13 protein-coding genes are annotated in these 12,033 nt (G+C 61.4%); 4 read left to right on the forward strand and 9 right to left on the reverse strand.

What is annotated here, in order from left to right:
* Window positions 1-8: 8 nt before the first annotated feature.
* Genes flgG through ACO07D_RS05880 form a run of 4 tightly spaced genes read left to right on the forward strand, consistent with a single transcriptional unit; the run spans window position 9 to window position 2,481 of the window.
* Window positions 9-794: a flagellar basal-body rod protein FlgG gene (flgG, locus tag ACO07D_RS05865; RefSeq protein ID WP_421702015.1), complete on the forward strand. Its 786-nt coding sequence runs from the start codon at window positions 9-11 to the stop codon at window positions 792-794.
* Window positions 794-1,225 carry a flagellar basal body P-ring formation chaperone FlgA gene (flgA, locus tag ACO07D_RS05870; protein ID WP_421702016.1) on the forward strand — a complete coding sequence of 144 codons (432 nt, stop codon included), beginning with the start codon at window positions 794-796 and terminating at the stop codon, window positions 1,223-1,225. The genes flgG and flgA overlap by 1 nt, the downstream gene beginning before the upstream one ends.
* 11 nt (window positions 1,226-1,236) lie before the next feature.
* Window positions 1,237-1,965 carry a flagellar basal body L-ring protein FlgH gene (gene flgH, locus ACO07D_RS05875; RefSeq protein ID WP_421702017.1) on the forward strand — a complete coding sequence of 243 codons (729 nt, stop codon included), beginning with the start codon at window positions 1,237-1,239 and terminating at the stop codon, window positions 1,963-1,965.
* A 12-nt stretch (window positions 1,966-1,977) separates the two neighbouring features.
* On the forward strand, window positions 1,978-2,481 hold the full coding sequence (locus tag ACO07D_RS05880; protein WP_421702018.1) for a flagellar basal body-associated FliL family protein: 504 nt from the start codon (window positions 1,978-1,980) through the stop codon (window positions 2,479-2,481).
* 7 nt (window positions 2,482-2,488) lie between these two features.
* Here ACO07D_RS05880 and ACO07D_RS05885 read toward each other — a convergent pair whose 3' ends face one another.
* The 9 genes from ACO07D_RS05885 to ACO07D_RS05925 all read right to left on the reverse strand — a co-directional run bounded on the left by ACO07D_RS05885 (window position 2,489) and on the right by ACO07D_RS05925 (window position 12,029).
* On the reverse strand, window positions 2,489-2,872 hold the full coding sequence (locus tag ACO07D_RS05885) for a hypothetical protein (RefSeq protein ID WP_421702019.1): 384 nt from the start codon (window positions 2,870-2,872) through the stop codon (window positions 2,489-2,491).
* The gene (locus ACO07D_RS05890; protein ID WP_421702020.1) at window positions 2,869-3,966 is read right to left on the reverse strand and encodes an EscU/YscU/HrcU family type III secretion system export apparatus switch protein; all 1,098 of its coding nucleotides are present in this window, start codon (window positions 3,964-3,966) and stop codon (window positions 2,869-2,871) included. The genes ACO07D_RS05885 and ACO07D_RS05890 overlap by 4 nt, the downstream gene beginning before the upstream one ends.
* Window positions 3,966-4,742, reverse strand: a complete 777-nt coding sequence (locus tag ACO07D_RS05895; RefSeq protein WP_421702021.1) for a flagellar biosynthetic protein FliR — start codon at window positions 4,740-4,742, stop codon at window positions 3,966-3,968. The genes ACO07D_RS05890 and ACO07D_RS05895 overlap by 1 nt, the downstream gene beginning before the upstream one ends.
* A complete protein-coding gene (gene flhA, locus ACO07D_RS05900; RefSeq protein WP_421702022.1) occupies window positions 4,739-6,823 on the reverse strand; it encodes a flagellar biosynthesis protein FlhA in 2,085 nt (694 codons plus the stop codon). The genes ACO07D_RS05895 and flhA overlap by 4 nt, the downstream gene beginning before the upstream one ends.
* A 3-nt stretch (window positions 6,824-6,826) precedes the next feature.
* On the reverse strand, window positions 6,827-7,531 hold the full coding sequence (locus ACO07D_RS05905; RefSeq protein WP_421702023.1) for a lytic transglycosylase domain-containing protein: 705 nt from the start codon (window positions 7,529-7,531) through the stop codon (window positions 6,827-6,829).
* 146 nt (window positions 7,532-7,677) lie between these two features.
* Window positions 7,678-9,669, reverse strand: a complete 1,992-nt coding sequence (locus ACO07D_RS05910) for a hypothetical protein (protein ID WP_421702024.1) — start codon at window positions 9,667-9,669, stop codon at window positions 7,678-7,680.
* 452 nt (window positions 9,670-10,121) lie between these two features.
* Window positions 10,122-10,991 (reverse strand): flagellar motor stator protein MotA, encoded by an 870-nt coding sequence (gene motA / locus ACO07D_RS05915; RefSeq protein WP_421702025.1) that lies wholly within the window; start codon window positions 10,989-10,991, stop codon window positions 10,122-10,124.
* A gap of 67 nt (window positions 10,992-11,058) precedes the next feature.
* Window positions 11,059-11,661 (reverse strand): MotE family protein, encoded by a 603-nt coding sequence (locus tag ACO07D_RS05920; RefSeq protein ID WP_421702026.1) that lies wholly within the window; start codon window positions 11,659-11,661, stop codon window positions 11,059-11,061.
* Window positions 11,658-12,029 (reverse strand): DUF6468 domain-containing protein, encoded by a 372-nt coding sequence (locus ACO07D_RS05925; RefSeq protein ID WP_421704996.1) that lies wholly within the window; start codon window positions 12,027-12,029, stop codon window positions 11,658-11,660. Before ACO07D_RS05925 ends, ACO07D_RS05920 begins: the two co-directional genes overlap by 4 nt.
* Window positions 12,030-12,033 lie beyond the last annotated feature (4 nt).

Consider the following 12,033-nt stretch of genomic DNA (forward strand, 5'->3'; position numbering starts at 1 on the left):
AGCCCGCCATGCGTGCCCTGAAGATTGCCGCCACCGGGATGCTTGCCCAGCAGATGCGGGTCGAGACGATCTCGAACAACCTCGCCAACATGAACACCACCGCCTACAACGCGCGCAAGGCGGAGTTTGCCGACCTGCACTACCAGCAGATGGCACGCCCCGGCACGATCAATGCGGCCGATGGCACGGTGCTGCCCACCGGGGTCCAGCTGGGCCTGGGCGTGCGCCCCGCCGCGGTGTCGATGATGGTGGAACAGGGGTCGCTCGCCCAGACCGGTGGCGAGCTGGACCTGGCGATCGAGGGATCGGGTTATCTGGAGGTCACCCTGCCCTCCGGCCAATCCGCCTATACCCGTGATGGCGGGTTGAAGATGACCGGCGACGGCCAGGTCGTGACCTCGGACGGCTATGTGGTCGTGCCCGATATCACCATCCCGGACGATGCGCTGCGCGTTTCGATCAACGCCGACGGCGAGGTCTACGCCTATTTCACGAACCAGATCGAACCGGAGCTGCTGGGCCAGTTCACGCTGGCCAACTTCACCAACCAGAAGGGGCTGCAGGCGATCGGCTCGAACCTCTACCTGGAGACCGAAGCTTCCGGTCCCGCCACCGTTTCCGTGCCCGGCGAAGACGGGCTGGGTACCGTGCGCCAGGGTTATCTTGAAAACAGCTCGGTCGACGCGGTGCGTGAAATCACCGAACTGATCGAGGCGCAGCGTGGCTATGAGCTGAACTCCAAGGTGATCTCGGCCGCCGACCAGATGCTCGCCGCAACCACGCAGGTGCGCTGATGATCCGTCTGTTTGCCCTCCTTCTGATGACCACGCCCGCCTTTGCGGACATCGTCGTGCCGACCCGCACCATTCGCAGCCAGGCAATCCTGGGTCCTGGCGACGTGCAGGTGATCCAGGGCGAGGCGCCTGGCACCTACATCGCCCTGAACGAGGTGATCGGCCAAGAGGCCCGCGTCGTGCTCTACGCAGGGCGACCGATCCGGATCGAGGATATCGGCCCGCCCGCCCTGATCGAACGCAACCAGATCGTCACGATCTACTACATCTCCGGGCCATTGGTCATTGCGGCAGAGGCCCGGTCACTGTCGCGCGGCGGCGTGGGCGACGCGATCCGCGTCATGAACCTGGGTTCGCGCAACACGGTCACCGGCATCATCCGGGCGGACGGCACCGTGACCGTCAGCCCGCCCTCCATTCCCTCCATGTAAAGGACACAGAAATGCGGCGTCTTGCCTTCCTTCTTTCCCTCGTTATTGCCGCCTCCGCCTGTGGGCGCCTGGAAAATGTCGGCAAAGCCCCGGCGATGTCTCCTGCCGAAAGCGGTGCCGAGTTTGCCGCAATGAACCGCGCGGGCCTGCCGGTCGAAGTCGAAGGTGATCGCCCCGTGGACCGCGCCTCGCTCTGGAGCGGCGGGCGCAGCTCCCTGCTGGGGGATCGGCGCGCTCAGAACACCGGTGACATCCTGACCGTTACGATCGAGATCAATGATCAGGCGGAGTTTTCCAACGATTCCTCTCGGTCGCGCAGCGGGGCCGAAACGATGGGTGTGCCGCACTTGTTCGGAATTCCGCAGACCGTGGATCAGGCCCTGCCGACCGGGGCAACCATGGGTTCGGCCGTGGAAACCACTTCGAACAGCGCCTCCTCAGGCAGCGGCACGACCAAGCGCAACGAAAAACTGACCCTGCGCGTCGCAGCCACCGTGATCGGCACCCTACCCAATGGCGTCTTGCAGATCCAGGGCACCCAGGAAGTGCGGGTGAACTTCGAGCTGCGCGAACTGATCGTGACAGGCTTCGTGCGGCCCGAAGACATCTCGCGCCAGAACGAGATCCCCTATGACAAGATCGCCTCGGCGCGCATTTCCTATGGCGGCCGCGGACAGATCACCGACGTGCAGCAACCCCGCTACGGCCAGCAGGTTGCCGATATCATCCTTCCCTTCTGATCCGAGGTTCCCATGGGCAAGATCCTTCCCATCCTTCTGGCTTTGATCGGTCTTGGCGGCGGTGTCGGAGCGGGGCTGATGCTCCGGCCCGAACCGGAAGTGGTCGAGATCAACCCCTGTGGTGATATCGGGGCAGATGTCATGCATGCCGCCGCCCCGCCCGAAGAGGAGCCGGTGGAAGAAGGCGAGCCGACCAGCGACTTCGTCAAGATGAACAACCAGTTCGTCGTGCCGGTCGTGTCTGAAGGCCAGGTCTCAGCGCTGGTGGTCATGTCATTGAACCTGGAGGTCAAACCAGGCAGCACCGAGGAGTTTTATCAGCGTGAACCAAGGCTGCGCAGCGAGTTCCTGGACGTGCTCTTTGCCCACTCCAACATCGGCGGGTTCGACGGGGTTTTTACCGACAGCACCAAGCTGAACTCGCTGCGCAAGGCTCTGAAAGAGGTCGCTGTCAAGACGATGGGCAATTCGGTCATCGACGTGCTGATCACCGATTTCGTGCGTCAGGACATCTGACACCCACCTATCCTTGTCGTGAAAGCTTGATCAACCGCGCCTCCCGGGCGCGGTATTGCAATGCGTCGATCGCCTGAGCGCGACCGAAAGACTGTTTCGCCTGGGCCAGCTTGTCCTCGCGTTCGGCCATCAGCCCGGCAAGCTGGCGGCGCACCTCGGCCTTTTGCGCAGATACCCAGTCCGCCCAAGCCTCGTCCCGACCATTGAGCAACGCCAGATCCTCTTCCAGCCCCTGTGCCGCCGTTCTTGCCCGGGCGGAGAGCTGCGCATCAAGCTCGCGAACCCGTGCCCGCAACGCATCGATGCGCTCCGACACCTCACGCAGTTCGGCCAGGTCGCCATCCAGCACCATCTGCCCGATCCGGGCCATATCCGACAACGCCTTGCTCATCGCATGCGTACCACGCTGCTTTTCGCCTTGGCGCGCATCTTCTCGGCAAAGCGGATTGCGGCGGCCACGGCCTGGTAATGTTCAGGATGGATTTCCTGTCCGATCTCAACCATCGCATGCAGCGAGCGGGCCGTGGGCGGATCACGATGGATCGGCACCCCTGCTTCCGAGGCAACTTCGCGAATGCGGGCCGCAACCTCATCAACGCCCTTGGCGACACAGATCGGGGCCTCTCCCGGCAGGCGCGACCATTTCAACGCCACCGCATAGTGGGTCGGGTTGACCACAACAACATCGGCATCCGGAACGTCCTGAATGCCCTGGTTCATCGCGATCTCATACCCTTTCTGACGCCGCTGCTGTTTCATGTGGGGATCGCCCTCGCTCTGCTTGGCCTCGTCCATCAGTTCTTTGTGGGACATGCGATTCTTGCGCAGGTGTTCCTGGTATTGCCAGGCAAAGTCGATCCCACCAATCACCAGCGCGATCAGCAGCACGATACCGAAAAACTGCACACACAGCTCCAAGAGCACGCTGGTCGCCATCGCGGGCTCGACCCCGATTGTGCCGATCACTTCGGGCAATTTCTGCCACAGGAAGACCCCCAAGATGATCGAGTAAATCGTGAGTTTGACAAAGCTCTTGGCAAACTCGAACAGCCCGCTGCGCCCGAACTTGTTCTTGGCGTTGGACAGAGGAGAGATGCGGTTCAGCTTGGGTTGCAGTTTCTCCGGTGCGACAACAAAACTGCGGGTTGCGATCAACAGCGCCAGAACGGTGACGATCGGGATCATGAACCAGGGTGCAAGAAGCCCGGCCAGATCAATCAGCAAGCTGCCTGCGAAGGTCAGCCCGCCACCGTTGAACACATTCGGTGCCAATCGGTCCGCGCGGGCGATGATCCCTGCCAGCTCCGCACCAATGTCTTTCATGTTTGTCGCCCCGATTGCCGTCGCGGCGAGCAACACACCCGCATAGGATGCGGCGGTGGCCAGGTCGGCAGAGCGCGGGATTTCACCCTTCTTGCGGGCATCATCCAGTTTTTTCTGGGTTGGTTCGTGTTGCTTGTCCTGGTCGTCCGATCCGTCAGCCATCACCACGCTCCAAACGGGTTGTTCAAGAACAGGTCCAGTGCGCGGATCCAGGTCGCCAGCAGGATCGGCGCCGTGAGAAACAGCAGGATCAAACCCGCGGCCGTAATTGCGGGGGCCCCGACGAAGGCCACCATCAGCTGCGGCATTGCCCGATTGATGACACCCAGCGCCACGTTGTAGATCAGCGAGGCGATTACGAAGGGCGCGGCCAGGGTAAAAGCCAGACCAAAGGCCCGCGCAATACGCGCAATTCCCCATTGGCTGAGCAGATCCCCACTGGGCATCTGCCCCGCAGGCAGGATGTCATAGGAGAGGATCAGAACCTGGGCCAGGCGCACATGCAGGCCCAGCATCACCGCCAAGGCCAGCCCGGCCACCAGCAGCACATGGCCGATGGCAGGCTGCGGATCGACCGTGGCCCCGCCGAAAATCTGCGCCAGGGACGTCGATTGCGCCGCAATGCTCCCCGCAATTTGCAAGGCCAGAACGAACAGGCGGATGACAATGCCTATGGCCAGCCCCGCAACAACCTCAGTGATCAGGAAGAAACCCAGAAAGGTTCCCGTATCGATCCGGGTCTGCAAACTTGTGGCCACGGCCGGGAAGACGATCGCAGTAAAGGCGAGTGTAAGCACCAGTCGAATGCGTTCCGGAACCGAGCGTTCACCAAAAGCCGGCAGCAAGGCCATGGCGGCCCCAACGCGCAGGAATACGATCCCCGCAACCAAGAGCCCCCCCTGACCAAGCGCCAGGATTTCTGCCAGCTGCCCGCTCATGCCGGGATCATGCCAACGAGCGATGGGCGTGCCTCTGTCCCGATTTCTTCAAAGGAAAACACCGGGTTGGCAATTCCTTTCGCGCTCAACACCGTGCGCAGGAAGCGGCGACGGCGGGTCGACGTGACCAGGGCTGGATAAATCCCGTCCGCCCCCGCTCGCGCGATGCGTTCAGCAATGGAATTGGCCAGGCGATTGAAGTCCTCAGGCGGCAGCGCCACGTCGCCCGGCCCCCGTTCGCTGTTGATCTGATAGGTGGAGAAGGTCTGCTCCCATTCCGGGGCAAGCTGAACCAGTGGCAGGGTGCCATCTTCGCGTTTCAACTCGGCGATCAGCTGGAAGCCAAGCCGCTGGCGTACATGTTCGCAGATCCCCTCTGGTGTCGGGATAACTGCGCGCGCCTCGGCAACCGCCTCGAGGATCAAGGGCAGGTTGCGGATCGACACCCGTTCTTCTAGCAACAGTCGCAAGACGGTCAACAGAAGGTCCATCGGCACCTTTTCCGGTACCAGATCGTCCAACAGGCGCTGGTTTGCTTCAGCGCGTGCCGGGTCGGAAAGGTTGGTGAACTCATCCAGCAGACGGCGCAGGGATTTCATGCTCAGAAGCCGCCCGAAGTTACGTTTCATCACCTCAAGCAGATGGGTGGCCAGCACCTCTGTCGGGGTCACGACAGTGCCTCCTTGCAGCGCCACAGACTCCTGATCCGCGATCGGGATCCATCGCGCAGGTGCCCCATAGACCGGTTCCTTGACGTCCTCTCCCGGGGGGAGGTCGACCTCCATTCCGGTCAGGATTGCCAGAGCCATGTCCGGCTCCAGCCGGTCGCGGGCCTGTTCAACCCCCTGAATGCTGACCACATACTGCCCGGTCAAAAGTGAGGCATTGTCCGTCAGCCGGATCTCGGGGAGGATCAGGCCGAACACCGTGGCCACATGGTTTCGCATATTGGCAATGCGCGCGTCCAAGCCCGTTGCAGGGTCCAGAACCATGGCCACGAGGTCCGGCGCGAACTCGACATGGATATCGTCCAAATCCAGCACATCGCCCATGCTTTCTTCGCGCACAGGCTCTTCCTGCTTGGGTGCCTGCGCCTGTTCTGCGGCCTTCTTCTGGGTGTTCTGATGCACCCACCAGGCCGCACCGCACAGCACAGCCGCACCGGCCACGAAAGGCAGGAAGGGCAGGCCGGGCACCAGGGCGAAGAGCGCCATCAGAACCCCAACCGTGGCCAGCGCGGGCGGGTAGCGGCCCAATTGCGAGAACAGCGCCATATCAGTTGATCCAGTGGCCCCGCCGCGGGCCAGCAGCAGCGCTGAGGCAATCGAGATGATGACCGCCGGAATCTGGCTGACCAAACCGTCACCGACGGTCAGAATCGCATAGGTTTCAAAGGCGCGGCTCAGTTCCATATCGTGGATGACGATGCCGATGATCAGCCCCATGACCATGTTCAGAAGTGTGATCAGAAGCCCGGCAATTGCGTCCCCTTTGACGAACTTCGAAGCACCATCCAGTGAGCCGAAGAAGGTTGTTTCCTGCTGTTCCTTCTCACGCCGGGCCTTGGCTTCGGCGTGGTCGATCGCGCCGGCTGACATGTCACTGTCAATCGCCAGCTGTTTGCCGGGCATACCGTCCAAAGCAAAGCGCGCGCCGACTTCCGCCATGCGCGCGGCGCCCTTGGTGATGACGATGAAATTGACGATCAGCAGAACGCAGAACACGACCAGACCCAGGAACACGCTGCCCGACATGACGAAATTGGCGAAGCCTTCGATCACATCCCCCGCAGCCCCGGTACCACTGTGCCCTTCACCGATGATCAGTTTGGTCGACGAAACATTGAGCGAAAGGCGCAGCATGAGACTGGCCAGAAGCACAGTCGGGAAGGCAGAAAAATCCAGCGGGCGTTCAATGAACAGGGTTACTGTAAACATCAGGATCGCCAGCGCGAACGAGGCCGCCAGCCCGATGTCCAGGACCCAGGCCGGCATTGGCAGGATCATCATGACGATCACCGCCATGAGCGCAAGCGCCAGCAGGATGGTGGGTTTGAAGATGGTCGAAAGGTCCAGCGTCATTGGTCACTCGTCCCGTGGCAGGGTTGCGGAAAGATCGGTAATCCCATTCGTCGGGAACAGGGACCCCAAGGTTGGCGAACGGGGCGAGGCCAAGTCCAATGACCGAATTTCCCTTGGTGTGCCGGGGGCAGAGTTGGAAAATGCCGAGGCGAGAGTTGAAACGGGTTGCCGCAAGGCAGTTGCCGCCCCGTCAGCAATCATCACATCCGCACGCAGGATCCGAAATCTGGCTGCGTAGTCACGCGCCAGAGCCACTGAACGGGAGTGGTAGACCCCGGCGGCCAGATCCCAATCCCCCTTTTCCCGGTACAACTCCAACAAGAGCCGCGCGGCATAGAGCGCATTGGTCTCAGGGTCCAGGCTGTGCAGCATGGTGGGAAAGCCCGCGCCATGACGGCTCAGGTCAATCAGGAAACATCCCGCCTCAAGCGCAACTTCACCGTTTTGAATGGAGGTTTTCATAAAGCCTGCTGCAGCGTTTCGCGTTGCGAAATGGAACCTTTCGCCCCGAACGGAAACTGTCCAAGGCCAGGCGGCCAAAGGGGTCACTTCGGGACGCGCGGTTTCGAGGATGCTGATTGCAAGTAGAACATCGTTCGGGACATCGGTCGCCTCGGCCGCCCGGTTTGCGGCTGCGATGCAAAGGTCACCGTCCGCGTGGCTGGAGTCAGCGTTGGACGGAATCGGAGCGGCAAGAAGAACGGCCAAGGACAGGAGCAGAAAGCTCGATCGAAGCAAGTGACACCCCCACCCGCGATTCCTCGTAACATATGCCATGACCGTCGCATTTCTTGCTGACTACTTCATGGCTCAGACTAGGCAGAATTGGTTTACAATCCGTAACTTCGCACCGGTCAGGGGGGCCCCGTCCCCTCAAGCAGGTTCGACAGGGTGGACCGTATCCGCTGGCTCTGCGACAGCGCATCCTGCCCTCGACTCATGGCATTTCCTTCGGGCAGGCCATCTTGCGCCGCCTCTTCCAGACGGTCTTGCAACATGATCTGCGCAACTTCCTGATAATGAGTGCCCTTGGCATGTTCCAGAAGCTCCCAATCCCCGGCAAGCCAGGCCGCGTCCCACCGTGCTTGCTCCTCATCAAGCTGCGCCCAACTTGACGCGGCACCTTCGTGATCCGCCAGAGCCGACTGTGCCCGGGCCCGCAGCCGAACTGCTGCCGGGTCATCGAGCCCGGCAAGGTAGCCCATGGCCACACCGGCCTGGCCTTCCAGCAACGCCACCCGTGCAAAGAGCACTCGGTCTTCCGGTCCTGGTATCTCATTGGGATGGGACAGGCTGATGCGCGCGGAACCTGCGAAACCAAGATCAAGCAGCCGACCGGCAACCACGCGCCTAACCGACGCTGGCAAAGCCTGTATCTGTTCGATTTCCGACACAGCATGGGTCAGGAAGGTTGCATCGTCGCCTGCCTCGGCCAGCTCGATCAAAAATGTCTCATACAAGGCCTTCGTACCAGCCGCATCCGCCCCGTAGGTCGCCCTTGCCTCCTCAAGCAGGACAAACGCTTCGTCAAATCGAGCTGCACGGGCCTCGGTTTCGATCGCCAGACCAAGAAGCGTCGCACCCATATCCGTGCCACGGTGCTCATAAGCCATTGACGTCGCAAGTTCGCGCAACCGCGCATCAATCGGTGCTCCAGTTGCGGCACGGGCTTCGATCAAAGACAACAGCGCCTCCGGAGCGATGGGTCCGTCTGCATTGATGATCTCGTCCAATCGGTCATCTGCCCGGGTCGCATCCCCATTTGACCTGTCCAGGCGCGCCTCAAGAAGGTCAAACCCCGCCCCGTGGTTCCCCGGAGCCCGCGCGACCGCATCGCGCAGGGCATTGGCGGTCGCCACGTCGCCGATGTCCAGAAACTTCCGCGACAATCCTGGCCCAAGATGTCGACGCAGGTGCAAAGGAAGTGCCGAGAATGATTTGATCACCGCCCCCCGGTCGATATCCGCCGCAGGTGCCAGCTCGGGCTGCGCCAAGGCCGCCCAAAGAGCAACAGGACCTTGGCAGGCCATTTGCTCGACCACGGCGGCCGGGAGGCTGCTTTCCCCGTGATCCATGATCTCACCCATCATGATCAACAAATCCGGCCGTCGCAGGTCCGCCTCGTATCGGCGCGCAACGGCAATCGCCTCGGCACCGAACGTCAGGTAGATGTAATTGCGCACAAGGCCCAGAACATGATCGGAATTGGCCTTGTCGAATTCCCCCAGAAGCCCCGCGCGAAACACTGAGAGATCCGCGCCGTCGGTGGGTGGAACACCCCAGCTCGCGATGTCGAAATGCTCCGCCGACAGGCAGGTCTCCCCTTCGTGAGTTCTGGGGGCATCCGCCGTTTCGGACAGGCCCAAGTCACGATCAATCACGGTCTGAATGCGCAAATGTTCGGTCGGGTCGGATGGTGTTTCGGGAACTGCGGCCTCCACCTCGGTCGGCGCCGACTGAGGCTCGGGCTCAGGCACCGGATCAAGCGCGGCTTCAACCGCAGCCTCGGTTGCCTCCAAGTCCGCCTCAAGGAGACCTTGGGCCGCGGCCCGACCGATCTGACGCAACAATGCCTCTTCTGTTTCCGAAACGCGGGTGCTCGTCCCTTCTGCCATCTCGTCCCCAGCGACATCGGCGTAGGGATCAACAGGCGGATCGGCTGGGGCAGACTCATCCCCCAACGCCTCCGCGACGGGCTCGGTCGGTTGCACAGACAACTCAGGGTCGGCTTGCGACGCGGCCTGGGGCAAGGGCGTGCCAAACCCGAAGGTAATCGGCAGTCCCGCGCGCGCTTCTCGTGGTTCCTGGGGCATGATGATCGGTTCAGGCGACACGTCCTCTGCCACAGCCACCGCCTCATCTGGATAAATGGCGTCAACCGGGTCTGCCTGCCGCGCCGCAGATAAAGTTGGCAGGGTTTGGTTGAAAGGGCTTGCGGCATGTGGCGCCGACCCGTCCTTGATGTCCAGAACCACCTCGCTGGCCCGTAGGTCAAATGCATCCCCGTGGCAGTCGCAACTCGAAGCGATGAAAAGCCTACCCTCGCCACGATCCTCAACGGACTGCACGCGTGTCCTTGGGATCAGTGCAAAGATACGGCTTAGGTCAAACTGCACTTCAGGCGTTGAAACGCGCAGCTCATAACCGCCTTCGACCCGGCCGAACTGCCAAGTCACGCGGGAATCAAAATCCAGAACCAGACGGGAGAAATCCGCATGCTCCCCGGACCTAATGGACACGTCCTGCGCCCAGGAGGCGCAGGGGAAAAGCAACAGAACCCAAAGAGCGGCTCGCGCAATCATGCGGCGTCCTTTTTCACTTCCTTCAGAGCTTCTTCGAGGTCCGAGAAGCTGGGGCGGATATGGCTGGGCGTGTTCTGACGTCCAACCTCGATACAGATATTGGTCGAATGGTTGTAGAGATTGGCGACCAGAACCTCACGGATCAGCTGATAGAAATGCGCGTCCTCTTCGGTCACCGTTTTTACCTTCGAAGCGAACGGCCCAACCAGGCCATAGGCTAGGAACACGCCCAGGAATGTCCCAACCAGCGCGCCGCCGATCAGCTTGCCGAGGATCTCGGGCGGCTGGTCGATGGAGCCCATGGTCTTGATAACCCCCAGGACAGCCGCAACGATGCCCAGCGCCGGTAGGCCATCGGCAACGGTCTGCAACGCGTGGGAGGAGTGCATCGCGTGGTGCAGATTTGCCTCCATGCGTTTTTCCAGCACTTCCTCGACCTGGTGTGGATCATCATAGTTCATCGAGGCCGAACGCAGCGTGTCACAGATCAGGTCGATCGCCTCACGATCAGTGAGGATCTTGGGGTATTTCTGAAAGATCGGGCTGTCTTCCGGGGTTTCGATATGTTCCTCAAGCGCCACCGCATTCTGGCGCGCTTGGCGAATCAGCTCGAACAGCAGGCAAAGGAGATCCTTGTAGTCCTCGGGCTTCCACTTGGACCCCTTGAAGACCTTGCCAACATCCTTGACCGTATGTTTGATCGCGCCAAGGTCATTTGAAATCACAAAGGCCCCGGCTGCCGCACCGCCGATCATGGTAAATTCGAACGGCAAGGATTTCAGGATGATCCCCATCTTGCCGCCTGCGGCCAGGTAACCACCGAACACCATTACGAAAATCATCGCAATACCGACGATACCGATCATGTCAAAGCCTCCACTCGTCCTTGTCATCAGCCTGTCAGACCAAGGTTAAGAAACCCTGAGCATCAGGCTAATTCGTCGGCACTGCGGCATTGCGTCCAGCCAGAATCACGCTGATCGCATAGGCGCTTTCGGGCTCTAGCCCGGACAAGATTGCTGCGGCTGCGTCAGGGCGCATCCGCGCCAGAAAACCAGCGGCGAACTGCGGGTCCATCGCAGAGAAGAGTGGCGCGGCCTCTTTCGGCTTCATGTTCTCATAAACCGCAGTCAACCGAGCCAGGTCATCCTCTGCCGCCGTATCCGCCAGTGCCATCGTTGCGGCCAACTCCTCTTCCGCCCGGGTCAGGGCTTCAAGGTTCTTCGATATCTGTTCTTCCGCCACGGCGAGCGCCTGCAACCGGTTTTCCAACGCGGCCTCACGCGCGCTCAATCGCACCTCACGCTCCTTGAGTTCGGCAAGGACGACGACCAGGTTCGGGTCTGCATCACCGGCCCTAGCGGTCGGCTCCGCTTCGGGCTCGGCCATTGCAAGCACCTCGCCAGCCACCGCATGGCCCACCGGACCACCGAGACGTAGCAGGCCGGAGGCGCCCAGCATCAAGGCAATGACCCAAAGAACCCCGCGTGTACCGCGACGGCGACGTGGTTTTTCCTGCTTTTCCTGCTTGCTCATTCTGCTGCCTCCACACGGTTGCGCTGGCTCAGAAACAGCGGCTCGTCCCTTTCGTCCGGATCTGCGGCAGGCGGTTCGGACACTTCGGGCAGGTCATGCATCGACGCCAACATCAGTTCGAGCTTTCGCGACACGTCCTCAGCCCGTTCAGTCAGGTCGGTCAGCTCGCGTGAACTGCGCCCGGCCGCCTTGCGCGCCTTTTCCAGCGTCTTTGTCATGTCATCAACCTGCGCGGACAGCACGGCCACTGCGCCGCCCATCCCGTCCTGCAGGTTGTTGAACTTCTTCAGGCGGCGGCTGAGCACCAAGCAATAGATTGCCGCGCCGACTGCACCGGCGGCCAGAAGCGTATCTGCAATCATGTCCAGCATC

The organism is Aliiroseovarius sp. (assembly GCF_965228805.1).
In the GTDB taxonomy this organism is placed as follows: domain Bacteria; phylum Pseudomonadota; class Alphaproteobacteria; order Rhodobacterales; family Rhodobacteraceae; genus JASBTN01.

What these genes read in the sequence shown, in the direction of transcription:
- flgG (WP_421702015.1), top strand. Translation starts at nt 9, where the DNA reads ATGCGTGCCCTGAAGATTGCCGCCACCGGGATGCTTGCCCAGCAGATG.
- flgA (WP_421702016.1), top strand. Translation starts at nt 794, where the DNA reads ATGATCCGTCTGTTTGCCCTCCTTCTGATGACCACGCCCGCCTTTGCG.
- flgH (WP_421702017.1), top strand. Translation starts at nt 1,237, where the DNA reads ATGCGGCGTCTTGCCTTCCTTCTTTCCCTCGTTATTGCCGCCTCCGCC.
- ACO07D_RS05880 (WP_421702018.1), top strand. Translation starts at nt 1,978, where the DNA reads ATGGGCAAGATCCTTCCCATCCTTCTGGCTTTGATCGGTCTTGGCGGC.
- ACO07D_RS05885 (WP_421702019.1), bottom strand. Translation starts at nt 2,872, where the DNA reads ATGAGCAAGGCGTTGTCGGATATGGCCCGGATCGGGCAGATGGTGCTG.
- ACO07D_RS05890 (WP_421702020.1), bottom strand. Translation starts at nt 3,966, where the DNA reads ATGGCTGACGGATCGGACGACCAGGACAAGCAACACGAACCAACCCAG.
- ACO07D_RS05895 (WP_421702021.1), bottom strand. Translation starts at nt 4,742, where the DNA reads ATGAGCGGGCAGCTGGCAGAAATCCTGGCGCTTGGTCAGGGGGGGCTC.
- flhA (WP_421702022.1), bottom strand. Translation starts at nt 6,823, where the DNA reads ATGACGCTGGACCTTTCGACCATCTTCAAACCCACCATCCTGCTGGCG.
- motA (WP_421702025.1), bottom strand. Translation starts at nt 10,991, where the DNA reads ATGATCGGTATCGTCGGTATTGCGATGATTTTCGTAATGGTGTTCGGT.
- ACO07D_RS05920 (WP_421702026.1), bottom strand. Translation starts at nt 11,661, where the DNA reads ATGAGCAAGCAGGAAAAGCAGGAAAAACCACGTCGCCGTCGCGGTACA.